The 25,110-nt window shown below is 48.2% G+C and carries 20 protein-coding genes; 11 read left to right on the forward strand and 9 right to left on the reverse strand.

Going from position 1 to position 25,110, the window contains the following annotated elements; genetic code table 11:
- The first annotated feature begins 65 nt into the window (after positions 1–65).
- Both NZ043_RS12160 and NZ043_RS12165 read left to right on the forward strand, forming a co-directional pair.
- Positions 66–698, forward strand: a complete 633-nt coding sequence (locus NZ043_RS12160; RefSeq protein ID WP_249913020.1) for an NAD(P)H-binding protein — start codon at positions 66–68, stop codon at positions 696–698.
- Between the two features lie 201 nt (positions 699–899).
- Positions 900–2,579 carry an NAD(P)H-hydrate dehydratase gene (locus tag NZ043_RS12165; RefSeq protein ID WP_339311968.1) on the forward strand — a complete coding sequence of 560 codons (1,680 nt, stop codon included), beginning with the start codon at positions 900–902 and terminating at the stop codon, positions 2,577–2,579.
- Between the two features lie 871 nt (positions 2,580–3,450).
- Here the strand turns inward: NZ043_RS12165 and NZ043_RS12170 are convergent.
- The 4 genes from NZ043_RS12170 to NZ043_RS12185 all read right to left on the reverse strand — a co-directional run bounded on the left by NZ043_RS12170 (position 3,451) and on the right by NZ043_RS12185 (position 9,145).
- The gene (locus NZ043_RS12170; protein WP_339311969.1) at positions 3,451–5,103 is read right to left on the reverse strand and encodes a methyl-accepting chemotaxis protein; all 1,653 of its coding nucleotides are present in this window, start codon (positions 5,101–5,103) and stop codon (positions 3,451–3,453) included.
- 26 nt (positions 5,104–5,129) lie between these two features.
- A complete protein-coding gene (locus tag NZ043_RS12175; protein ID WP_339311971.1) occupies positions 5,130–6,143 on the reverse strand; it encodes a BMP family ABC transporter substrate-binding protein in 1,014 nt (337 codons plus the stop codon).
- 367 nt (positions 6,144–6,510) lie between these two features.
- Positions 6,511–8,121: a gamma-glutamyltransferase family protein gene (locus NZ043_RS12180; protein ID WP_339312731.1), complete on the reverse strand. Its 1,611-nt coding sequence runs from the start codon at positions 8,119–8,121 to the stop codon at positions 6,511–6,513.
- 124 nt (positions 8,122–8,245) lie between these two features.
- Positions 8,246–9,145: a glucose 1-dehydrogenase gene (locus NZ043_RS12185; RefSeq protein WP_036607429.1), complete on the reverse strand. Its 900-nt coding sequence runs from the start codon at positions 9,143–9,145 to the stop codon at positions 8,246–8,248.
- Between the two features lie 155 nt (positions 9,146–9,300).
- Between NZ043_RS12185 and fosB the strand changes: the two genes are divergently transcribed.
- Both fosB and NZ043_RS12195 read left to right on the forward strand, forming a co-directional pair.
- The gene (fosB, locus tag NZ043_RS12190) at positions 9,301–9,720 is read left to right on the forward strand and encodes a metallothiol transferase FosB (RefSeq protein WP_091038258.1); all 420 of its coding nucleotides are present in this window, start codon (positions 9,301–9,303) and stop codon (positions 9,718–9,720) included.
- 141 nt (positions 9,721–9,861) lie between these two features.
- Positions 9,862–11,673 (forward strand): S9 family peptidase, encoded by a 1,812-nt coding sequence (locus NZ043_RS12195; RefSeq protein ID WP_339311974.1) that lies wholly within the window; start codon positions 9,862–9,864, stop codon positions 11,671–11,673.
- A gap of 127 nt (positions 11,674–11,800) precedes the next feature.
- Here NZ043_RS12195 and NZ043_RS12200 read toward each other — a convergent pair whose 3' ends face one another.
- Positions 11,801–12,835, reverse strand: coding sequence for an aminoglycoside phosphotransferase family protein (locus NZ043_RS12200; protein WP_249913025.1), 1,035 nt, complete (start codon positions 12,833–12,835; stop codon positions 11,801–11,803).
- Between the two features lie 21 nt (positions 12,836–12,856).
- Complete coding sequence (locus tag NZ043_RS12205) at positions 12,857–13,831, reverse strand: SMI1/KNR4 family protein (protein WP_339311976.1); 975 nt, start codon at positions 13,829–13,831, stop codon at positions 12,857–12,859.
- A 210-nt stretch (positions 13,832–14,041) separates the two neighbouring features.
- Here NZ043_RS12205 and NZ043_RS12210 point away from each other — a divergent pair, with 210 nt between their 5' ends.
- Positions 14,042–14,749, forward strand: coding sequence for a helix-turn-helix domain-containing protein (locus NZ043_RS12210; RefSeq protein ID WP_133386887.1), 708 nt, complete (start codon positions 14,042–14,044; stop codon positions 14,747–14,749).
- A 387-nt stretch (positions 14,750–15,136) separates the two neighbouring features.
- Here the strand turns inward: NZ043_RS12210 and NZ043_RS12215 are convergent, their stop codons facing one another.
- Both NZ043_RS12215 and NZ043_RS12220 read right to left on the reverse strand, forming a co-directional pair.
- Positions 15,137–16,168, reverse strand: a complete 1,032-nt coding sequence (locus tag NZ043_RS12215; RefSeq protein ID WP_062837278.1) for a ribonucleotide-diphosphate reductase subunit beta — start codon at positions 16,166–16,168, stop codon at positions 15,137–15,139.
- 192 nt (positions 16,169–16,360) lie between these two features.
- Positions 16,361–18,694, reverse strand: a complete 2,334-nt coding sequence (locus NZ043_RS12220) for a ribonucleoside-diphosphate reductase subunit alpha (protein ID WP_133386886.1) — start codon at positions 18,692–18,694, stop codon at positions 16,361–16,363.
- Positions 18,695–19,468: 774 nt separating this feature from the next.
- Between NZ043_RS12220 and NZ043_RS12225 the strand changes: the two genes are divergently transcribed.
- Positions 19,469–19,795 (forward strand): MTH1187 family thiamine-binding protein, encoded by a 327-nt coding sequence (locus tag NZ043_RS12225; RefSeq protein ID WP_133386885.1) that lies wholly within the window; start codon positions 19,469–19,471, stop codon positions 19,793–19,795.
- 95 nt (positions 19,796–19,890) lie between these two features.
- Here NZ043_RS12225 and NZ043_RS12230 read toward each other — a convergent pair whose 3' ends face one another.
- A complete protein-coding gene (locus NZ043_RS12230) occupies positions 19,891–21,006 on the reverse strand; it encodes a PsbP-related protein (protein WP_133386884.1) in 1,116 nt (371 codons plus the stop codon).
- A 443-nt stretch (positions 21,007–21,449) separates the two neighbouring features.
- Here NZ043_RS12230 and NZ043_RS12235 point away from each other — a divergent pair, with 443 nt between their 5' ends.
- From NZ043_RS12235 to NZ043_RS12255, 5 genes are all read left to right on the forward strand, one after another.
- Positions 21,450–21,554, forward strand: coding sequence for a hypothetical protein (locus tag NZ043_RS12235; protein ID WP_017690880.1), 105 nt, complete (start codon positions 21,450–21,452; stop codon positions 21,552–21,554).
- Between the two features lie 43 nt (positions 21,555–21,597).
- Complete coding sequence (locus NZ043_RS12240; protein ID WP_017690879.1) at positions 21,598–21,705, forward strand: hypothetical protein; 108 nt, start codon at positions 21,598–21,600, stop codon at positions 21,703–21,705.
- 215 nt (positions 21,706–21,920) lie between these two features.
- Entirely contained in the window at positions 21,921–22,232 is a 312-nt protein-coding gene (locus tag NZ043_RS12245; RefSeq protein WP_017690878.1) for a hypothetical protein, read from the forward strand.
- Positions 22,233–23,361: 1,129 nt separating this feature from the next.
- Positions 23,362–23,958 carry a sigma-70 family RNA polymerase sigma factor gene (locus tag NZ043_RS12250; protein ID WP_133386883.1) on the forward strand — a complete coding sequence of 199 codons (597 nt, stop codon included), beginning with the start codon at positions 23,362–23,364 and terminating at the stop codon, positions 23,956–23,958.
- Complete coding sequence (locus NZ043_RS12255) at positions 23,955–24,938, forward strand: anti-sigma factor (RefSeq protein WP_339311981.1); 984 nt, start codon at positions 23,955–23,957, stop codon at positions 24,936–24,938. Before NZ043_RS12250 ends, NZ043_RS12255 begins: the two co-directional genes overlap by 4 nt.
- The last annotated feature ends 172 nt before the right edge of the window (positions 24,939–25,110 follow it).

Consider the following 25,110-nt stretch of genomic DNA (forward strand, 5'->3'; position numbering starts at 1 on the left):
TAGGATTAAGTATTAAAATAACGGTAAGTTGATGAGAAGATATCTACAGAAAAGAGGGAATTTATATGAAAGTAGCCATTTTTGGAGCAACCGGAGCGATTGGTAAGACAATACTGTGGGAGCTGATGGATCGTGGGCATGAAGTGACAGCGGTGGTGCGTGACCCGTCCAAAATTGAGATGGTGCATGAGCGTTTGCGTGTACAACAGGGAGATCTGCTTAACCCGGATCAGGTGGCAGATTTTGCAGCGGGTCAGGAAGCGGTTGTGAGTGCATATGGACCGAAGTTTGGTGGAGAAGAAGAGATGCTGGAAGTGACACGTTCGTTAATCGAGGGTGTGCGCCGGGCAAAAGCAGGACGTCTGGTTGTAGTTGGTGGAGCGGGAAGTTTGCTGACCGATTCCGGAGAGATGCTGATGGATACGCCGGGATTCCCGGAAGAAGTTAAGCCACTTGCGAAAGCCCATGCAGAAGCATATGACCTGATTGAAGCGTCAGGTATTCACTGGACCTACATGAGCCCTGCTGCAACAATCACAACAGGACGTCGGACTGGCCAGTTCCGAGTTGGTATGACCCGTGTGATTACAGATGATATCGGGGAAAGCTCCATTTCCGTTGGCGATTTTGCAGCGGCTTTGGTGGACGAACTGGACGATCCGCAGTTTATTCAGGCACGATTTACAGTAGGTTACTAAGCGTAGACAGGCTTTGGAATGGATAATTTAATCTGAAGGTCTCGTACACGGAATCGATAGAGTTTCCGATGATGTATCGATTGGATTGTGGTAACTGGATGAGGTAAGGGAATATAGTGATACACTTACAGAACACAGCGTTTAGGTGCGAAGTTGTTGCTTTTAGGTAAGAGATGAGCTTGTCACGGGGAGGGATGAACGTTGTTTATCGTAACCGCTGAACAAATGAGAGCTGTGGACGAGCATACCATTCATCAGCTCGGTATTCCGGCAGCTAGTCTAATGGAGAATGCAGGCCGCGCCATAGCCGAGGAAGTCATCAAGCTGTGCCGGGAAGGGCAGGCAGAAGGCCGGCTTGTGGATTCAGGGCAGCTTGGCTATAGCAGCAAGACAGGTGTGAGGCGGACACACACCGGGCCCGGTGATCGGCAAGGTTATGGTGGCGACATCATCGCCGATCCGGCGCTGGTGATGGAGCGCCCGGGAGATCAGCAATGGTACATGCTGATCGGCAAGGGCAATAATGGCGGCGATGGGCTGGTGGCCGCGCGCCATTTGGTTGAAGCAGGGCTTGGCGTGACATTGGTCTACGCCGATGCCCCTGAGGCACTGCGTGGCGAAGCTGCAGTGCAACGGGATGCCGCTGCTCAGCTTGGCATCCCTGCTCTTGTCCACGGGCGCGAAGCCGTGGACTTCAGCCGGTGCACAGGCATCGTGGATGCGCTGCTGGGCACCGGGTCGCGGGGAGCGCCGCGGGGGGCTTACGCGGCGCTGATTGAGGCGGCGAACGACAGCGGCAAGCCGGTCGTGTCTGCCGATGTGCCAAGCGGGCTGGACGCCGACACCGGAGAGGTGCACAAGCCCTGCATTCAAGCCCGGGTGACCGTATGTCTCGCGCTGCTTAAGCGCGGGCTGGTGCAGTACCCGGGCGCTTCTGCCGCGGGGCGCATTGTGGTGCGCGCCATCGGTATTCCCGCGCGGCTTGCGCCAGAGCATGGCCCCTCGGTCCGTCTGCTGACGGACGAGGTGCTGCGCGGTGCGCTGCGCGTGGATACAGGCCGCCGCCGGGCACCGGACGGTCACAAGGGCACCTACGGCCACGTACTGCTGGCCGCAGGAAGTCTGCCGATGAGCGGCGCTGGCCTGCTCTCGGCCAAAGCCGCGCTGCGCGCAGGTTGCGGGCTTGCCACATGGGCGCTGCCCGCGGCACTGCTGCCGCATGTCATCGGCACCGTGCCCGAACTCATGCTCGCTGCCGCCGCCGATGGCGACAGCGGCGAATGGAACGCGGCTTCCGCGGGCGTCGTGCTGCGTCTCGCGGAGAGCCGCGACGTGCTCGCGACCGGCCCGGGCCTCGGCCGCTTCAAAGGCGACACAGACTGGCTGCGCTGTCTGTGGCAACAAACGGATCGTCCGCTCGTCATCGACGCGGACGCCCTCAACATGCTGGCAGACGCTGGCCCACATGGGCCTCGCGACTGGGGCCAGCGAAGTGCGGCGACAATCCTGACGCCGCACCCTGGCGAAATGGGTCGACTGCTGGGCATGTCGACCCAAGAGGTGCAGCGTGACCGCATTGGACACGCTGCAAAATACGCCCGCGAGCAGGGCGTGACCCTTGTGCTCAAAGGAGCACGAACGGTCATCGCAACGCCATCCGGCGAGGCGTACATCAACACCACCGGGCACGCCGGCATGGCGACTGGCGGTGCCGGGGACGTATTGACCGGCATCATCGCCGGTCTGCTCGCCCAAGGGCTCAGCGCGGAGCAAGCCGCCACGTTCGGCGTATATCTCCACGGACAGGCTGCCGAACGAGCAGCCCTGCTGCGCGGTGACCCGTCGTCCCTGCTGGCCGGAGACATCATCGACGCACTGTGAGGATGGGGCAGTGGGAGAAGCTCACGGTTTTGAGCTACGCCTATGACGATTCATTTTCAATATTCAAGTGATCCAACGAACCAAAGAACCAGCGCACCAGCGCATCAAAAGTAGATGAGTGCACGTTGATCATTGTCCATTATTCAATGATCAGTACTCAATGCCTAATGCCCAATGCCCTAACGAACCTGATTCACCTTATACCGCGGTTTACATCGAGGGTCAAAAGCTAACGAATCTCATCCACGTTATTTCTGCGTATTTCAGAGAAAACACCTGAAAAACCGGACTAATTTAGGAAATAGAGTGCCTGAGATTTGTTAGATTTTATAATCTACAATTAATGGCCCAATAAGGTTTGCACGGTTCGTTAAACGTTTGGATATGAAACGCTGATGCCCTGTTATCTATATAAGTTGAACTAAAGAATATTTACACTGGGACACTCCGGTGACAGAACAACCTTCCGATCGCTGATATCCCCAGTTTTTTTCTTCTATAAAGTGGGAAATCCGGGGATAGCGTATGCTTCCGAAGCGGCTTTCTTTCAGAAAGCTTGTAGCTCCGCTTCTTCAGGTTCTTTCTGCCCTCTCCGTTTTTTGTATATGTTTAGTTCAATTTATATACTTTCATATCTTTGAAACGAATTAATTTTTTAGATGAAACGACAACGATCAGTTACTGAAAAGGGGAGCCCTGTCATGATTCATGACGGAGGCTCCCCTTTATTTGTTTGTATGCTCACGCTGCCTGATCCTGGCTCGGATCTAACCTGCCTATAATCTGCCTGAAATTTGCATCTAACCTGCATCTAATCTGCATCTAAACTACATCCGGCCTACGTCCGTCCCGAATTCTCCCGGCATCCTCCTTACAGTCGGAATCGAAGTAGTTCCTGATGCATCTCTGCACTGATATCACGCAATGACTTCACCTTGATACTTGCATCAGCGAAGGAACGTTGTTGTTCCGACGTGGAGGCGGTAATCTCTTCACTGCTGGCAGCCGACTGCTCGGTGATGGCACTGATATTTTCGATGGCCTGTTGCACCTGTGTACTGAGTTCATTGGAGTGTTGCATGTCCTCCGCAAGCTGGTGGATCCCCGTACTAATGCGCTCCACACTTTCACGAATGGCAGAGAAGGATTCACGAGTCTGGCTGGTAGCTTGTTCCTGTTCGCCGAATAACTGCATGCTCTGTGCTACCGAGTTCTTCACCTTGTCCATGGAAGCCGTGATCTCGCCCACAGCCGCGTAGATATGTTTCACCGATTGTGCAGATTGTTCGGCGAGTTTGTTCACCTCGCCTGCAACAACAGCGAAGCCACGTCCGGCTTCTCCAGCGCGAGCAGCTTCAATAGAGGCATTTAACGAGAGCATGGTCGTTTGTTTGGCAATCTCCGATACATATGCCGTCATCGTAGTGATTCGAACCGCGCTTTCTTCCAGTTCCCGCACCGTTTGTTCCACCTCGGACATCGCCATGCGATTCACCTCGGCCAGGCGGAGTTGCTCCGCTACAGCCTTATTACCTTCCTCAACGGTAGTTAATACTTCACGACCATCGATCACCGATTGGGAAGTGGCCTCCAAATTGTTATTGAAAGTAGACTGCATTTTGTCCACAACCATCACCGTTTCACTTAGATCCTCGGCAATCTTTTGACTGCCAATCGAGAGTTCCTCCGTGGTGCGGGATACTTGCTGCACGATCGCTTGGGCTGTATCATTACCGCGGTCAATATCTTGCGCCATCCGATCGACACGATGACCTGCTTCACCAATGGATTGAATAATGCCGCGGATATTATGAGTCATGATACCGAAGGAGCGACTCAGGTCATCGAGTTCATCTTTGCCCCGAGCTTCCGGTAATTGTCCGGTAAGGTCACCATCCGCAATTTGTCCTGCTGCGTCTTTGAGCGTACGAATACGCTTGGCGATCTGACGTGAAGTATACATATTGAACAGCATCACCGCGACGAGCAATATGATGGCTCCACCGAGAGCGATTTGCCACGTTTGCTGGATATCACGCTCCAAATCAACGGTATATTGATCATATCGATCCCGAGTTATTTCATCCAACGAATAGATATCATTCTGTATACCCCGAACCCGGGTGCTATACCGTTTCGCTTCCGCCCCGTCCATCTCTGTCATGGCCGCGGTTGCTCCCTGACTCAGAGCAGTGAGTTTCATCTGGATAGACTGAATAAGCTGCAACTGCTGATCCGTTTCAAGTAATCCGTCCGTAAGTTCCTGAATCATCGTTTGACCTTCATCCAGCAAGCGGAGCACTGTGTCCTGATTTCCTGCTGTCATGGAGAACGAATAGACATCCAGCGCCTGCTGGGTCTGAATCTGATTGGCATTTAGTTCGCTTACCTTGAGCATGGCAGGTACCAGATTTTGATTTTTAGCATTCATGCCGAGCAATTCCATAATGATATAAGCTACCAGCGCAAGGCATAGAAGTAGCGAGATCAGAGCATTAAGTATCAGTTTTCCCTGTAGTTTCATGTGCGTACCTCCTCGAATCCGATGGTTTATTGATCAAGCGTTATTTTAATTTGACCGGAAGAGATCTGTGTTTTCAGATCTTCGAAGGTTTTCTGTTGTTCATCACTGAGCGTGATATTATGTAGTGCGGTCAGGCCCACGGCGTTCTCCGCCAGCCCCTCCACGATTTCCTTTTGAGGGAAAGTATGATTGTTTTTAATAAACGTGTTAACGGCATTATAGATAGAGACATCCACATTTTTCAGCATGGACGTAAGAATGGCTTTTTCCGCCAAAAAGAATTGATCAGTATCTACACCGATGGCGTATTTCCCTAATTTCTGAATCTCCGTCAGTGCGCCCACACCTGTGAGACCGGCAGCCACATAGATCACGTCAGCGCCCTTTTCCTGAATCATCTGTGCAGCCAGTTGTTCACCGAGCTCGGCATTACCGAAGTCCCCTGCGTAGACCGCATCAACGGTTGCATCCGGCTTGACAGCCAGAACACCTTGCTTAAAACCCTGCTCGAAATTACGAAGGACCGGTATCTCCATTCCACCAAGGAAGCCGACATGATCTTCCTTTGAAGCCATAGCGGCAATAACACCTGCCAGATAACTTCCTTCTTCCGCCCGGAATGAAATGGAGGCGATGTTAGGCAGTTCGGACTGACTGTCAATCATGAGGAACTGTTGGTCAGGATATTTGGCTGCAACTTTCTCCATATCCGCTTGAACTGTATCACTTAGGCCGATAATCAGATCGAATTTGGCTTCTGAAAACTCCTCAAATGCAGCTTCGGCAGTTAAATTGTCGCCCGGTTCACGATAGTCAAAGACAATGCTTTTCTCATTTCTGGCTTGAACCAGCCCATCAAAAGCAGCATCATTAAAAGAACGGTCACCCAGACCCACTTCCGTAAGCACGATCCCAACCTTTGTTCTTGTGTCTGTTGCCGTTGTTGTATTATTGGCTGAACATGCCCCCAGGATCAGTACCGTCAGGATCATCATTAGGGTGAGACCTAGACCTGCGCGTCTGTTCTTGTTTGTTTTCATGTGTGTTACCCTCATTTCTGTAGTCGCATTTTTCTGTTTTGCATGGTTCCGTAGCTCCAGGGAATGACGTGTACATGATGACACGTATGGTGAGGATTTCCCTTTATCTATATCGGTAAGAAAGGCACTGTGAATTATGGTATGTAGTGAAAAATTACGAAAAAATAAATATTTTTCATGAATTACACATTATTTTTACATTTCTCTGGTTAAAAGGGTACATAAATATCTACAGTAAGTTGTTTACTGACGTTAAAAGTCCCAAAAAGGCACAAGAGAGGTGACATGAATCATCTCTCTTGTGCCATAGAATAGCACCCTATACGGATGATAAGGTGATCATCCTATTATAAAAATGAAGCGAGTTTTACCAAGCCGCAATCGAGCCGTCGGCTCGAGTTTCCGTACCCCCGCATAATACGCCATTGTCCGGGTTGCGCCAGATGATCTGACCACGTCCAAACTGGGATGGATCGAGTGCCACTTGAATATCATGTCCTTTGCGGGCGAGTGCCTGTGCAATGTGCTGTGGAAACCCCGGTTCCACGAGAATTGTTTTGCCCTTCGTCCACTGCCAGCGTGGAGAATCCAAGGCGGCCTGTGGGTTCAGGTGATAATCGATCGTATTCATGACCACCTGTACATGACCTTGCGGCTGCATGAAACCACCCATGACACCGAATGGCCCAACCGCTTCGCTGCCGCGGGTGAGGAACCCCGGAATGATCGTGTGATACGTCCGTTTGCCCGGCTCCAGGGCATTTGCATGATTCGGGTCCAGTGAGAAGTTGTGTCCACGATTCTGCAATGCAATGCCTGTCCCTGGAACAACTAATCCAGACCCGAAGCCCATGTAATTGCTTTGGATAAAGGAAACCATGTTACCTTCACCGTCCGCCGTAGCCAGATAGACCGTTCCACTTGCTCGTGGATCACCTGCCTCAGGTGCGCGTGCGGTATCACCAATGAGTTTGCGCCGTTCTTCTGCGTATGCCTCGGATAGCAATTCTGCCACCGTCACGCCCATTTTGCGCTCTTCGGTAATATATTTTTCCCCGTCGGCAAATGCCAGTTTCATGGCTTCGAGCTGCTGATGATACGCCAGAACGGATTCTTTCTCGTCGAATGCGTAACCTTTCAGCAGATTAAGCGCCGCCAGAGCAATCAGTCCTTGTCCATTCGGCGGAATCTCCCACACATCGTATCCGCGATAGGAGACGGAGATGGGATCAACCCACTCGGGCTGGAATGCCGCCAGATCATCTTTGGTCAGATAACCACCGTGTTCTGCCATAAAGGAATGAATGCGCTCTGCCAGTTCTCCTTCGTAAAAGTCTCGCGCTTCGCTCTCGCCAATCTGCCGCAAAGTCGCCGCATGATCCGGCGAGCGCCACAACTCTCCAGCTGCGGGAACACGCCCGCCTGGAGCAAATGTCTCAAACCACGCACGCCCTGCCTCCGCATCACCCTGGCGTGCGTAGATCTCGGCTGCCCTTGCCCAGTGGCGGGCCAGCCCAGGCGCAAGCGGATAACCTTCCACCGCGTAGCGGATGGCCGGTTTCAGCGCTTCCGCCAGCGTGAGCCGCCCAAAACGGCGGCTCAGCTCAGCCCAACCCGCCGGTGCGCCAGGCACCGTCACCGGAACAACCCCAAGCTTCGGCATCTCCGTATAGCCTGCCGCTTGAAGCGCCTCAATGGATATGCCCTGAGGCGCAGGGCCGCTGGCATTCAGGCCATGCAGTTTGCCCTCGGTCCAGACGAGGGCAAAAGCATCGCCTCCAATGCCATTAGACGTAGGCTCCAGCACGGTGAGTGCTGCCGCAGTTGCAATGGCGGCATCAATGGCGTTGCCGCCTTTTTTCAAAACATCCAGACCGGCTTGTGCAGCCAGTGGCTGAGACGTGGCGACCATGCCTTGCTTGGCATACACAGGCACGCGGTAAGAGGGGTACGGTTGGTAGAGTGGGTCGAAGTTCATCAGGTTGTTCAGCTCCTTGTCGCTAGATGTCAGGCTCCGGCATAACCGGATCATACTCCTAACCCTCTTCGCAACTGGACACCCGATATCCTGCCACACCTGCCAAATCCAACCTGACATCAGCCTAAGTCGTTACCATATCGCCGCCATTTACATGAATGCATTCACCTGTGACGTAGGATGAATCGCGGGAAGCGAGATAAACGTAGGCTGCCGCCAGTTCGTAAGGCTGACCAGCTCGACCCATGGGTGTATCTGTTCCAAATACCTGTACATCCTCAGCGGAGAAACTGGCAGGGATGAGCGGTGTCCAGATGGGTCCCGGGGCGACGGAATTCACACGGATTCCCTGTGCAGCGAGTGATTGGGCGAGTACACGAGTCAGCGATACGACGGCTCCTTTGGTAGAAGAGTAGTCGATCAGTTGGGTATTGCCTTTATATGCTGTAATGGAAGCCGTATTGATAATGGAGGCACCTCTGCACAGATGGGGGAGAGCGGCCTGAATCAGAAAGAAATAAGCGAACACATTGGTCTGAAAGGTGTGATACAGCTGTTCTTCTGTAATATCAACGATGCTTGGCTGCACATACTGTACGCCATGATTGTTGACCAGAATATCGATCTTCCCGTAGGTTTCCATGGTTGTGCGAATGACGGCTTCACAGTTTTTCTTTAGGCGGAGATCAATCTCGATTAAGAGGCAGCGCTGTCCCAGCTCTTCGATCCGTTCACGAGTCCTTTCGGCATCTGTCCGTTCATATAGATAAGCAATGACGATATCCGCACCTTCCTTGGCAAAAGCGATGGCGGCCGCCCGGCCGATTCCACTGTCCCCACCCGTAATAATGGCAACTTTACCTTGGAGTTTGCAGCTGCCAATATAGGCAGGATCTTCACTGATCGGTTCAGGCACCATCAGGGTTTCCAGACCAGGTTGCTGGTCCTGATGCTGGGGTGGAAATGCCAGCTTTTGCTCCTTGCATACCGTTTTCTCACCATAAAAAGGATAGACAGGATTCATTCGCTTTACATCCTCCTCGAACGTTCATTGATACGGATAACCTATGCATTCGCCCAGAAGAAGGTGCGGGAGGAAGCAGCAGAGCGGTTGTTTTTTGCACAGAATATACCATAATAAGGATAGATCCTTAAATTGATGGAGGTGTCAGGAGCCACATGAATATTCAAGGAATTAATCATTTGTGCTTTTCCGTATCCAATCTGGAGCGGGCCATTACCTTTTATGAGCAGGCTCTCGGTGCCCGAATTCAGGTGAAAGGACGCAAACTGGCTTATTTTGAGCTTGCCGGTCTGTGGATTGCCCTGAATCAGGAGGATGTTATTCGCAACTATACGGAACGAACCTATACCCATATTGCATTTACCGTTACAGAAGAGGAGTTCGACGCGTCTGTGCAGCAGCTGCGAGCAGCAGGTGCTGACATTCTTCCCGGAAGGCCAAGAGATCCGCGGGATGCATTATCTGTATATTTTACCGATCCGGATGGTCATCTGTTCGAACTGCATACAGGTACGATGAAGCAAAGGCTGGATTATTATCGCGAAGACAAAGCTCATATGACCTTTTATACGTGAGTTTCATGTACAAATCGAGAAAATCTGGAATTATAACTCACATATCTATTGTCTAAACATTGGCATTACCTATAATATGGACAAATGGTACCTTAATTTACCAATGTTAAATTCGTTGGTTCCATTCCAAGGAGGTTTGTCATGATTCAGTTCCCTAAACCGGATGTTGAGCAATATTTTCAGACGTACCGTATTTCGCATTTTGCCGTATCGGCAGACGAGAAACGTTTGTTCATGGACAGCAATCTGAACGGTCAGCCGAATATTTGGGCGATGGATTTGCCTGGAGGATACCCGTATCCTTTAACGTACTTGAATCAGAGCAGTCAATTTATCAAAGCAGACCCGCAAGGACGTCATCTTCTTACCGCATTTGATCGAGATGGAGATGAGAACTATCATCTGTATGCACTTCCACCCGAGGGTGGCGTTCCACTGCCTGTGGTTTCGGCAGAACCAAATGATCGCTGTTATTTCTCTGAGTTGTCCGAGGATGGACAGCGTCTCTATTATGTCACCAGCGCGGGTAATCCAAATTATCTGAATTCACGCCGCATCGATCTGGAGACAGGGGAAGATGAACTGTTATACAGTGGAGAAGAGGTTACGAGCAGCCTGTTTGCTGTAAGCCCTGACGAGAAAAGTTTTGTTATTTTAAAGATGTACTCCAATACGTATCAGACGGCGCATCTGTATCGTAATAATGAAGAAATGGAGATTCTGCCAGCTTCAGAACGTCATAGTCAGGTATCTGATCTGATTTTTGCAGATGACAATCGTCTTCTGTTCATTACCAATGATGACTCCGCATACGCCTATGTGGCTGAGTACCGTATCGATACCCGCGAATTCCGTATATTGTGCAGAATCGAAGGGGAAGATGTGGAGTTTATCCGCTGGCATCAGGCTTCCGAGACCTTATATTTCTGGACACTTACAGGGCCGGAGAATCGTATGTACGTATTGGGTAAAAATGCCGATGAGCCTCGGCGCATAGATATGCCGCTGGATACGATAGAACAGGTGAACGTTACGAAGGCTGGCAATGTATATATCCTCGGACGTGGAGCGATCCAACCGCATAACATTTATCGCAAAATCGCAGGTTCTGAGTCCTGGGAGCCGCTGACTGCCAATCGGGTAACCGGACTGGACCCAAGTGATCTCGTGTACCCTGACGTTATTCGGTATAACTCCTACGACGGACTGGAGATCGAAGCTCTCTTGTTCAAAGCAAAGCCAGAGCAGGCCAATGGCTACACCGTATTTTGGCCTCATGGTGGGCCGCAAGCATCCGAAGCGAAGTTTTTTCGGCCGATGTTCCAGATGATGCTCGCTCAGGGCTATCATGTCTTTGCACCGAATTTCCGGGGCAGTACCGGATATGGTGCGGAATTCGTCAAGATGGTTGAGCGTGATTGGGGTGAGGGTCCAAGGCTGGACTGTGTTTCCGGGATCAACTGGCTGTTTGATCAGGGAATTACATCGCCAGAGCGGTTGTTTGTGGTAGGTGGAAGTTATGGAGGATATATGACCCTGTTATTGGCAGGTCGCCATCCGGAGCTGTTCCGGGCTGCGGTCGATATTTTTGGGCCAAGTAACCTGTTCACATTCCTGGAATCCGTACCGGAAGACTGGAAGCCGATGATGGATAACTGGCTGGGTGACCCGGTCCGTGACCGCGAACGTTTAACGAAGGATTCACCCATTACGTATCTCGATCAGATGGTTAACCCCATGCTGGTCATTCAGGGTGCCAATGATCCAAGGGTCGTGAAGGCCGAATCTGATCAGATTGTGGCTGCGCTCCAGTCCAAGGGAGTTGATGTGGAATACATCGTTCTGGATGATGAGGGTCATGGCTTCTCCAGAAAAACAAACGAGATTCTCGTGTACCGCCGGATGCTGGAGTTTTTGCAGAAACATCAGGAGTCACCCGTCGCACAAGCTTAGTTGAGAGATTCCATCGTTGACTTAAATATAGTGAGATGAGGAAAACCGCCAAAGATCAAGGATGATCTTTGGCGGTTTTATGCGTGCGCCAGGATGTTGGGCGACATATATGGAATGATACATTCTACTAATCTAGCAATGTGACAATCGAATTAATGGACTGCTGCGCCCACTGTGCAAAAGGCAGGTCGGCTGCCCACGTCACTTGTCCTGTCGCTTTGGCTTCCCCCCACCACAAGATACGTTGATAGAGCAGATGCATGCTGAGACGTGTGCGGAAGTGTTGGCATTTCTCCTCATCTGCTGCACAGACCAGATCCCGGTAGCAGCGAAGGAACTGTGCGGCCAGTTCTGGTTGACCCTCACGAACATACCTGGTGGATATTTTGGTTAGGTCAGCTGTGCCGTCTCCGAAATAGGCAGTTGTAAAATCGAACAGACCACTAATTTGCCACCCTGAAGTACGGTCGTCCAGATTTTGAATCAGAACATTCTCGACCTTGAAGTCTCCCATGACAAAACCCGGAACAGCTTTGGAACGAAATGCCGGTTCAGCATTCTGGAATTGCTCGTCCACCCACTGAACATCTTCATCCGTAATTACCGAGTACTGTTCAGCATCATGTAACCAGTGACGAATGGTTCCGTACAACCAGTCCAGATAATCGCCTGCAAAGGAAACAATCTGCTGCGCTACAGGATCATATTCCCCTGCATCAGGAACCTTCCAGCGGTGCAGTTCTGCCAAAGTATGGGCAAACATACAGGCGATCTCTTCCTGATCTTGCTGTGACAGTGAAGCCTGGAATGCTGGATCATACAGGTGATTTCCGGGCAGGCGTGGCATTATGGCATAACTCCAGCCTAGCAGATGGGTATCTTCATGTAATAGATATGGATCAGGGACAGGAATGGACGTATGTTTCGCCAGTTGTTCTACAAAGAACTTTTCTTCCTGTAACTGTCCTGCATATAAAGGATTGCCTTTCAGAATATACTCTCCACGGGAAGAGCGAATGAGCAGTGTCTGACCCATAACACCTTTATCCGTTCGTCGATAATCTTCAAGGGTTCCCAGGTCAAGCTCATTCAGCGCATCCTGCAATGAAACTGCGGCCACTTCGCCCAGTTGATTGGAACCAAAATATATACGGGTTGTCATATGGCCGGACCCTCCTGGATTTTAGTCCTCATTCTCTTCGTCAGACAGGTCATACGTGTCCTCATCGACCAATCCACGGATGAAAGCTTCAAAATTCGGCGCAAGATATGTAATCTCATAATCATTTTCCTGATCCACATGGACTACACAGGGTTCGCCTTCAGGACCACAGAAACGATAATCCAGCATAACGACATCATGACCAGCGGATGGACAATCACAGATCACAATCCCCAGATCGGGGTATCCCCAATCTTCGATCATGAACCGACTTCCCATCTCACCAGAGAGTGCGTATATTTTATCGTGTCCGATTCCCATAATGCTTGAAATGGCTATGTGATCCTCAGCCCAGGAAGTTGCTTCTTTGGTGGGAAATACAGTGAGCGCAGGGATACCGCCGTTCTGCGTATTCATTAGTTGAATATAGGATGCGGGCAGCTTGTAACCTAGTTCTTGCTCAATAGATACAATTTCTTCTTCGTCAAAAGGTTTTGATACATGGTTGTCCAGTGCATAATCGCTCTGTACCCAGAACTTTGCCGGATCATAGGTCCCTGAAGCGGCTCTTAGATGATTCTGTGTACCGCTCTGCTCTAAAGCTGCGATATTCTCCTCATGGCGTTGACGATCCAGCCGCATCTTCTCGGCGAAAGGTCGAATCTGACTTAGAAATTCAAGGGTTGATTCATCATGTGGCTGAAGTTCGTTAGCTCTCTCAAACGCCAATAGTGCTTGTTCATAGTTGGCGATATAACAGTACGCGTACCCTAAGCGATATTGCCAGAGCGGGTCGTTTACCCCTTGCTCCTCGATAGACAACAGTTGTTTAATGGCTTCGCGGTAACGTGCGTCATTATTATAGGCTCTGGCGAGTTGACCAATCAGATCATAATCCCGCTCTGAGACGGGGATACGTTCAATACGTTCAATAATCAGACTGAATTGGTCCTGCTCATGCCACAAGTTGATTTGTTCCAGCAGTTCTCTTTCCATGAATAGGCCTCACTTCCGTAGAGGGGTATGAATCTCTTTCATTATATAATAAGTGTGTGTTGGTTGGAGAATGTATAAATCAAGCTCTTCGTAGCATACTGTTTAAGTATACTTTAAGTTTAATCTATATAGTTTAAGTTATGTTTAACTTTATTTAAGTATATGTTGAAAGTTAAACTTTACTATCCTATACTAGGAGTGTGAGGTGAGATGGATATGGGAATCACAAGAGTTGAGAAGAATATATTTAGTCAGAACACGGATGAGATCGCTTCTGAGTTAGTTCAGAGCTTGAGTAATTCGGATAATAGTATTTTACTTTTCAAAGTGCTGGCACTTGCAGTCAAAAATAATGCTGAATTTGTTCGTAGCCTGGATGAATCTATCTTTGAAGATGCTGATATTTTTAGAGAAAAGTATGTTACTCTTCTCAAACACGCGTTAAGTCAAGCAGTGGATGTACCGACAGGAATTACAGACAGTGGTGTTCCTTCTACTGAGGTTGTACGTTCTTATACTCCTAAAGAATTATCTGTGTTTTTTGGAGTGAGTATTACGACGATTTTCAACTGGATTGATCAAGGCCGTTTTATGGGGATTCAAAGAGCCGGGTCCAACAAACATAATCTCATCCCAGACGATACTACATATGTGTATGGATCAGGTAAGAGAACGACGATTAAAGACATTGTGACTATGTGGAAAAAAGAAGAGGAAGAACACCAATCCACAATAGAAGTCAGTGACCTGGATTACCACACGGGGCAAATTGCCTTATATGAAGATAAATACAAAGGGGAATTCGAACGGACACTCGGAACTAAATTGAACTTAACACCTGAAGAAGAAACCGATGCACAAGTTTGGAAACACCATTTGGGGAGGCAGCGTCTTGGCTTTAAAAATACCGAAAAGTAATTTTCGTTTTATTGAGAATGATTTTTCAGATATTATCTTGAAAAGAAATATCTCTATTAAATTATAATAGTTCAATACTGATATGAGATTGTACATACGAATTAAACAACACTCCCTGAACTTAGGCGTAGTAGCCACAGTTCAGGGAGTGTTGTTTTTATTTATAGTGTATGTGATTAAAACGATATGAATCGAACTAATCATTTACACAACAACGGAGAGGACAGAAAGAACTTGAAAAAGCGAAGCGTTCGCCTTTATCACCGGATTTTCCCTTGAGAAAGGGAATCAAAAAAAATCTGGGGATAACAGCGATTGGAAAGTTGTTCTGTCATCGTAGTATCAGTGTAAATAATTTTCAGTTTAATTCGATATGGGGAATCTTTATTACAAATCGTCAAATCCGTTATCGTCGCCAACTTTACCGTAGTTACGGGATTTAGCTTCAAAGAAGTCGGTTTTGGTTGCATTCAATGCTTCATCGGAGAATGGTTTGATCCAAGGCATGCAGTTTACATCTACACCTTCATATGCTTTTTCCATACCCATCAGACGCAGACGTTTGTTGGCGATGTACTTGATGTAATCTTCCAACTCGTTCAGGTCAATACCACGCACGTTGCTGAGTGTGTAATGTGCCCAGTTGGTTTCAAGCTCAACAGCACGATGGATTGTTTTGTATACATAGTCCATGTTCTCAGGTGTGTTCAGTTCAGGGAAGTCTACCAGCAACTGTTTGTACACTTCAGCGAAGAAGTAACAGTGTTGGTTTTCATCCCGCTGGATATACGAGATCATCTGGCTGGTTGCCATCATTTTCTGGTCACGGGCCAGGTTGTAGAAGAAGGCAAACGTACTATAGAAGAAAATTCCTTCGAGTACCAGATCGGCTACCATAGCCTGGAAGAACGTCTGTGGAGACGGCTCGTCCCGGAAGTTCTGATAGATATCAGCGATGAAACGGTTGCGGTCAAGCAGGACTGGATCATGTTTCCAGTATTCAAAAATTTCCTTTTGCTCCCGATCAGATACGATGGAAGACAGGACGTAGGAGTAGGATTGGTTATGAACGACTTCCTGTTGTCCGATAATGGCCGAGATCGCTTCGAGTGAAGAATCGGTAAAGTAACGTTTTACATCACCAACAAACATCGTCTGCATGGAATCAAGTACCGCGAGCAGGGAGATGTTGATTTTGAATGTGCGTTGCTCTTCCTCGTCCAGTTGAGCAAATTGGGAAGCATCTTTGGACATTGGAATCTCGTCTGCGATCCAGTGGTTGAGCAGCAGTACTTTATACAATTTGTACATATGAGGCATGCGAATGTCGTTCCAGTTCAGGATACCCGAGCATTCACCTTCAATAATACGGGTCGATTGGTTAGGGGCTTCGGTGTTGAAAATTTTCTGTACTTGCATAGTCCGTTCACTCCTTGAAATTTCATAATGTTCTGCCGACAGAACTTTGGGGAATCATCTATATCAACATCTTGCGATGCTGTGATCGTGTTTTAGGCAAAAAAGAACCAGGGCAACGCCATTTTGCAATCAAAACAGGATGCCCTGGTGGTCATCGTGAATCTAGTCAATCTTCTCTATCACGGATAAAACTTAGCTTGCGCAAGAATCGCATTCTTCAATGGTTAATGCCCGGCTACGAACGTAATACGTCGATTTCATGCCGGCTCTCCAAGCGTGCAAGTGCAGTTCCAGGAATTCCGTTGCTTTGATATCCGGACGAACATACAGGTTGAAGCTCTGTCCCTGATCGACGTGACGCTGACGGGCAGCAGCCATATTGATGGAAGCATGTTGATCGACCATGAATGCCGTTTTGTAATACCAGATCGTTTTTTCGGACAGATCAGGTGCCGGATTGGCAATCTTGTATGTTGTTTTCTCTTCATAAGACAACAGCTCATAGAGCGGGTCAATGCTGGCCGTAGAGCCGGCAATGATGGACGTGGAACCGTTTGGTGCAATGGCGAACATCCAAGCATTACGAACACCGTTTTGCTGTACTTGGGTTTGCAGTTCTTTCCACTGTTCGGTTGTTACGAACTCGCCTACGCGCTCACCTGACGTGTACTCGCGTTGGTCGAAGTAGTGACCACTTTCCCAATCGGAACCTTTGAATTTCGGATAATGTCCTTTTTCTTTGGACAGCTCCATGCTGGCTTTCACAAGCAGGTAGTTAATTTTTTCGTACAGATTATCGTTATACGTTACCGCTTCATCAGATTCCCAGCGAATGCCTTCGAGGGCAAGCAAATGGTGAAGTCCGAATGTTCCCAGACCGACTGCGCGATATTGGCTGTTGGTGTATTGGGCTTGCAGCACTTCGATGTTGTTAATGTCGATAACGTTGTCCAGCATACGTACCTGAATCGGTACCAGACGCTCCAATACATTGTGAGGCACGGCACGTGCCAAGTGAATGGAGTTCAGGTTGCAGACAACAAAGTCGCCAGGCACTTTGGAAATCACGATGCGAGTTTGTCCATCTTTGGTTACGAGTTCTTCTTTTTCTACCACAGTGGCAGATTGGTTCTGCATGATCTCGGTACAAAGGTTGGAAGAGTAGACCATACCATGTGCACGGTTCGGGTTTGCACGGTTAACGGTATCCCGGTAGAACATGTACGGTGTACCTGTTTCGAGCTGGGATTTCATCACACGTTTCATAATATCAATCGCCTGAACGGTGATACGGGACAACAGCGGGTGGTTAACTGCTTCTTCGTATTTATCACGGAACGCACCTGCACCAAATGACTCATCGTAGAAATCTTCCAGTCCGAGTGGACGACCGTTCTCGTCTTTCCAACCCATCACTTTCTTTGTTTCGTGCGGGCAGAACAAGCTCCATTCGCCGCGGCTAGATACGCGCTCCATGAACAAGTCAGGCAGACAGATCCCGTGGAATACGTCATGTGCACGCATCCGCTCGTCACCGTTGTTCAGCTTCAGATCGAGGAACGCCAGAATGTCTTTGTGGAAGACATCCAGATATACGGCAATGGCACCTTTACGTGTACCAAGCTGGTCTACGCTGACCGCTGTATTGTTCAGTTGGCGAATCCAAGGAATTACACCAGAACTTGTGTTTTTGTGCCCACGGATATCCGATCCACGTGCTCTTACTTTACCGAGGTACACGCCGATGCCGCCGCCCATTTTGCTCAGACGTGCTACATCTGTATTGGAATCGAAGATACCTTCAAGTGAGTCGTCTACGGTATCAATGAAGCAGCTTGAGAGCTGTCCAGCTACTTTTTTACCGGCATTGGACATCGTAGGTGTAGCTGCTGTCATATACATGTTGCTCATCGCCCAGTAAGCTTCCTTAACGAGATCCATACGTTTCTCAGCAGGCTCCTGATGCATCAGGTACATCGCGATAACCATGTAACGCTCTTGAGGCAACTCCATCACTTTTCCGTCAAAATCGTGAGCGAGGTAACGTTCTGCCAGTGTGAGCAAGCCGATGTAATCGAAGAGCAGATCGTTGCGGTAGTCAATGCATTCAGCAAGTTCGTCGATCTGTTCTTTGGTGTAACATTCCAGCAATTCTTCACGGTAGATGCCTTTTTTCACGAGATCTACAAGAAGAGGGTGGAATGCGCCATAAGGCTCGTCCGGATAAGACTTGTATCTGCGGTTGGTAGCCGCTTTTTTGTACAGGGAAGTGAGCAGGGAGCGTGCCGCTGCAAATTTCCAGTTAGGCTCCTCTTTGGTTACCAGTTCCAGTGCGCTCATCATAAAAGCGTTGCTGATTTCGTCTCCGGTAACTTCATCACGACGGAGCTTGCTGTTTACCCCGCGTACCAGACGTTCCTTGTCGAGCATGTCCAGTCCTTCCAGAATACGGTCGGCATATACCGAGATGCGCATATCATCAAAGGCAAGCTGGCGGTTGTTCGGCTTGGTCACAACTTGTGGCATGAATATTCCTCGCTTTCGCATGTTTAAGAGATAAATTGGAGAAATTCTTTATATAAAGAATTGAGTGTCTTCTTACGGTGAGAAAAAGAAATAGGTTACGTTTTGCGGACTGAAACGGCGGTGACAAGTTCATGTCTTAAATCGCTCAACTTGAGGTGCACAAAACAGCACAATGCAGAACATGCTCATATAAAAAGCATTCTCCCGCCTCGCGGCTGAAAATGCCCATGGATGCTCTGGCTTCCTTACTGTCTTAGAGGTTCAGGATATCGACAGAAAAGCGTGCTTATGTAAGCTTTTGTCTATATGCAGATGTGCCTGTAGTTTGAGGATACCGGATGCAGTCCAAACAGCCCCGTTAACCTCCGTGTCAACTCTGTTTCGAGAAAGCGATTTACACCTACAGGGACGTGCCTTTGGAGGTGATTTCATCCTGTTTTTCGCGAGATTGCAGAAGGTGACTATTAGAAGCGGAGAAATCTAGTGTTACTACATTTTGTAGCTGTCAACATACTGTAACCCAACATATTGTGTTTGTAAAGTGGGCAGAACCAGTAAAACGTAATTCCGAGTATACCATTTAAGCCAGGAATCCGCAAAGGAAAAGGACTGGAAGATTTGAAGATTTATCAAAAAAAATTTTTGAACAATTTGAATGACGTCTTCACGTCAGTTTGAATTGTAACGCATTCAACTGGTAGAATAAAAGTAGTCAAAAATCGACTAAAATCAGCGGCAGCGGTTGTTCACGGGGCCCAGAGGAGGCGGAGCAAAATGGCAATAGCAGAAGTGACTGTAATTCCAATCGGAACGGGTACAACCAGTCTAAGCAGTTATGTGGCGGACATGCAAAAGGTATTGGAACATCAACGGGGCATTACATATCAGCTAACTTCCATGAGCACCATTATTGAGGGACCGCTTAACGAGATCTTTACAGCAATTGCGGCTCTGCATGAAGCACCGTTTTTGTCAGGAGCTCAGCGTGTTTCCACATCCGTCAAGATTGACGACCGTCGTGATAAACCGGATGCCTCAAGTATACAGAAGTTACAATCGGTTCAGGATAAACTGTCGTCACAGCAGGCAAGACCCAATTAGTTCCTAATGTAAATACTTTATATCCCTAAAGCGAATGTCAAAAAGACCAGTCTTTTAAAGAGCTGGCCTTTTTGTATACTCATTTAACATTTTAATTAATCTGCAACTACCAATGAGGCTCCAATTAACGTGGCGTTGGTGTAACCACCGCCAACATTTTCAAAAGAGAAGTTGGTAATTGGAGCACCGATAACAGTGGCATAATCACCATCAAGCAAATCTCCGGTCGTTGCAGGATATAACGCTATAATATCGTTTCCGTTCTCATCCATGACATGAACGATAGAGAAAGTTGCTCCGAGAGAGCTATCTTCTTCAACGGAAATGACTTCCCCGTTAACTTGTACGAAAGTATTGTAATAGTTGGCTACATTTTTATTCAGATGACGGGTCGTTACATTGGAGTCAACGAGTCCCTGTACCTTTTTGCTTAGTTCTGCCGTAATGGCCGGGAATACATCGTTATGTTTACCAAAGAAATCATAAGATGCCTGCTCCATAAAGGCTGTGTCTTCTGTAATGTAGGGAGTTAACTCATTAAAGAAATCCGCAGCTGATGCTGTGGCAGATGTATTTCCAGTCGTTGCAGTTTGCTCCAGAGGAACAGTAATGCTTAGGGAATCCAAGATATCTTTGATCTCATCCTGATTATAAGTATCCTTGGCGTAGGTTAACGTCATGGTATAGAGTTCTGTATTGGTCGGAATCAGATATTGGACAAGGACAACATCTGTACCCGAGGTGTGTTTATAGGCTCCTTCCAAGACACCCGCGCTATATTCTTTATAAGGCTTGTTTGTGTAGCTGGTTTTTTTATAATCGGAAATGCCGATGCTTGAACCGTTTTGTGTGTAATAATCCACTATATTATTGGCGTATTCTTCAGGATTGATTGAACCGGTTGAGCTGGCCTCAATCGTCAGATTCATATTATCTGCAAATGTGGCTGATGAAGATTGGTCTGAAAAAGCAGCTTTAATGGATGGAACATTCATTTGACTTGTATCTACGCTTTTCCAGGATTCAGGATATGCAAAAGAAAATCCTTCTCCACTATATGTAGTGTATTTCGTAGCTTTTGCTTCTGTTGAGACAGTTTCAGTTGCCTTGGATGCTTCGGTCGTTTGGCTATTGGTTGTTGTGTTTGTTTCTGAATTACCACAAGCACTAAGCAATGTGGCTAATGCCAAAATCGTAATAAGTTTCTTCATTATGTCTAATTTCTCCTAATGTGCTTCCCATCGGTTGGGATTTTTTCTAAGGTCATCATTTCGTTTTGGATAATCTAGTTTAGGTCGTGAGCATAGAAACTCCTTTCTACTTTATTAGTAAAATAATAACATAAATAAAAATTTCAGTATTCATAATTACTAAAAAGGTAATTTATCTGTATTTAACAAGTTAGAAGCTAATAATATACCGTATTGGTATCCATTTTGAACGATAGTACATACATTTGATGGATATAACCGTAAGATTTAAGTATGACTTAAATGTATTTGAATATAACTTTCAGACTTAAGAACTGACCCTTTATGTAGGTGCAATTAGAGAATAGTCGGTGGAAAAAACAGCCCATTTTCGACCTGAGCCCGGTCCCATGTGTGATTGGTGCATATAGTGAACTGTACCTCAAATCAAAGGAGGGGTTTACATGAGTGGAGTAGTAGGTGGATACGGCGGCGCATGGACATCGACTGGCGCGATCTTGGTTCTCTTTATCTTGTTGGTCATCATCTCTAAAGCATTCTTGATCTAATAAACCGCTTGGACCCTAATATATTTGTAAAGGAGGGTTCTGCATGAGCAACGTAGTTGAAGGCGTAGGATACGGCGGCTGGACATCGACTGGAGCAATCCTGGTTCTGTTCATTCTTCTCGTAATCATCACTAAATCATTCTGGGTATAATATGACGAGCTCTGCCGGGCAACCGGTGGGGTTTTTTTTCTAGAGGACAAGCATGGTGGAGTTCAAGTAATGGAATGACGGCGTATGCTTGGAAAATGGGGAAGGTACCTAATGGCTAAACGCCCATTTTGTCAAAATGAGGGCGATAGCCCGGTCCAGAGGTAGGCTGAATACATAGCTTAGGGGTGTAGGCAAATGTTAAGGAGGAATGAACAATGAGCGAAGTAAAACCGAATTCACCGAACGGACAGGGACACGTATACGGACATATGGGAGGTTATGAGCATATGCAAGGATACCAATACACAGGTCATGAAATGCATGGGTATGGATATGGTTGTGGAACAATGCCAATGGGATATGGCTATGGATACGGACACCATGCCAATCAGGCTCCAATGATGCACGGTTATCAACAGGGTTGTGGAGTATCCTATGGTCATGGCGGCGGAAGCTGGGGTTCGATGGGTACGATCCTCGTACTGTTCATCTTGCTGGTCATTATCTCCAAAACGATGTTTATCTAAGAATTTGTGGGTGCAAGGAGACTTTGCTGATCGTGGATCGTTACGATAGGTGCTCTAAATAAACTCCGAGTTTGAGCTCCATGTTGGGGCATAACGTACCTATGATTCAGAGCGGGACAGCGTAGGATTTCATCCTGCGGTGTCCCTTTTTTATTAAAATTAAGTGAAGGAGCGTTGGGAGTACTTTCTTTAACGAACTCCACAGCCTCTATTCCATGCATTTTTTCCATTTCACAAGTCTAACGAATCGCAGACACCTTATTTCCTCAATCTGGCCATGTTTGGAGCCTATATTCATGAAGTGACATGGATTAACGTGGCTGAGATTCGTTAGATTTTACATAGCACAGAAATCCTCAATATAAGGTGTGCAGGATTCGTTAGCGTCTGGTGAGCGTAAACATTTGCTTTAGAAGCCGAGTTTATTTGCATAAATGGAGAAGTAAGGAAGTAAGGAAGTAAGTAAGGAAGGAAGTATCCAGGAGTGCAGTCAGTGGGAGAATGGAAAAGTTTTAAAAGCAGAGCCGAATATATCTGGTTAGTCTGATAAGTGAAAGGAAGACTTTTCTCAATGGTGGGGGCGATTGTCTGTAGATGTTGCTAAATTGAATATGTAGACATGGATAAACACCCGGAACCCAATTCCGGGTGCTTTGTGTATGTTTTCAATCTTCTCAAGAATAAGTGATATCCAAAACAACAAAAGCCCTACCTCTCTTTTGTCCTTGCGGCTCCGATGACCGCGCCAGTGTGAATGGGAACATCTTGTGAAACTCTGTACTACCGGGTTATTGTGATTCAGGTTCTTCAATCTTCATAGGTTAGTTGTGCTTAAAATTCGCTGCGGTCGCAGCATGAAGAAAATATTCCGGGGTTTAAAGAAGACAGAAATCATATGAGGTTGTTTAATACAACTTTTATAGTATACCACAGGTTGTAATTTTCTGCAATAAAAAGGAAAGCGCGACCAGAGCAACTATGTTTTCGGACTGTTTTTAGGTTAGAAAGTGAAAGATTGTTTTGAAAAGATACAGAAAATTTTTCAAACTATTTCTTCATAGGGGTAATCCTCTTCAAAAGATTCTGCGTAGGTTATAATAAGAGGGAAGAAACAGAAAGGGGCCCTCGCATGACTGAATCGATGGAGGACAGCAGGTTAATGCGGCAGATCGCGGAACGTGATGCCTCCGCACTGGAGCTTTTATATGACCGTTATGAGCGAGCGGTGTATTCTTTTGCTTACCGGATCGTTGGTGATCCCATGACGGCAGAAGAGACCGTTCAGGAACTTTTTATGCGGGTCTGGAATAATGCTGAACGTTACGATGCCTCACAGGGGAAGCTGACCACATGGATGTTTGCGATTACGCGTAACATTGCAGTGGACATGCTGAGGCGGAGATCAAAAGGGGCAGCGGCTACTTCAGTTGAACACGAGACACTGGCGGCCTATGCCGATGAAGATACAAACACGGAAGAAGAAGTGCAGCGTAAATGGGAAGGTACCCGGATTAAAGAGGCGTTGTCCCAATTGAACGGTGATCAGCAACAAGTTATTGAATCGATATATTATGCGGGATTAACCCAGCAGGAAGTATCCAGCCGATTCGGGATTCCGCTGGGTACAGTAAAGAGCCGTGTCAGGCTTGCCATGCGACAGCTCCAAAAGTTGCTGGCCGATGCTGAATTGCATCCGGACGCGGGAAGGGAGGGCATACATCCATGATAGAACGACATGAGGAGTGGTCTGATCTGGCACCGATGTATGTGCTGGGCGGACTGGAAGCAGAGGAAGTGGCGGCGTTTGAAGCGCATATGGCAACTTGCGAACCTTGCCGCCAGGAGGTAAGGGAATTGCAGGAAGTGACTGGCTTCCTGCCACTTGCGGCGGAACCTGTAGCACCGCCGCAAGGCATGCGAGCACGTGTGCTGGGCAACGTGCTCGGACATGCGCAGGAGAGCGCCGAGGCGAAGCCAGCGGCTGCTCCTGCGGAGCCTGAAGCACCTGTGGTGCTTCAGGAGGATCTTGCGCCGCAGCACGAACGTGCGGCGCAGCCCGGGCCAGGCCTGCCGCCGGCAACGGCTGTGCCTGCGGCCCGGGTGGAAGAGGCTGCCCAGGCACAGCCATGGCAGCCACAAGCGCGCGCGCGTGCGCGCAGCAGCAGCGCCTGGCGCATAGCCAGTGCCGGCCTTGCGGCCGCGGCACTGTTGCTGGGCGTGTACACGGCGCAGCTGCAGAGCAAGATCGACTCGCTGACGCAGCAAGCGGCGGGCTCGTCGGCTACACAAGAGCAACTGGTGCAGGCACAGGCGCAGAATGCACAGCTGCAAGAGCAGCTGGCATCAGCTCTGAAGCCCGCACAGGGCATGCAGACTGGCGAGGCAGTGAAGCTGAATCCTGCAACGCAGGACATTGTAGCTCAGGGTCTCGCAACCATCGTTATTGACAGCAAAGGCACTCACCTGGTTGTGCAGGCTGAGAACCTGCCGAACCTGGAAGGCAACGAGGCTTTTCAGGTCTGGTTGATCAAAGGAGATACCCCTCAGAATGCGGGTACTTTCCTTAGTCGTGACGGAACGGGAGCGGTATATTACACATTGGATTCGGCCAACGACTATGATACGGTTGCCATCACGCTTGAACCGGATGCAATGGGAGATGAGCCGCGCGGTACAATGATTCTGGCTGCCAAGATTAAAGGATAAATATAGGATATATCAGCAAAGGCTGCTCCGTCGTGGAGCAGCCTTTTTGTGTTTTCCAGTTCTGGTGCCCACCCATTGGATTTTATTAATTTTTTTAGTCGGAGCAACCGATAAACAAATAGAAGGCAATACCCTTAATCTCCCTGTGTCTCAAGGGAGAACTGGTTGCACA

The organism is Paenibacillus sp. FSL k6-2145 (assembly GCF_037976585.1).
Classification (GTDB): Bacteria; Bacillota; Bacilli; order Paenibacillales; family Paenibacillaceae; genus Paenibacillus.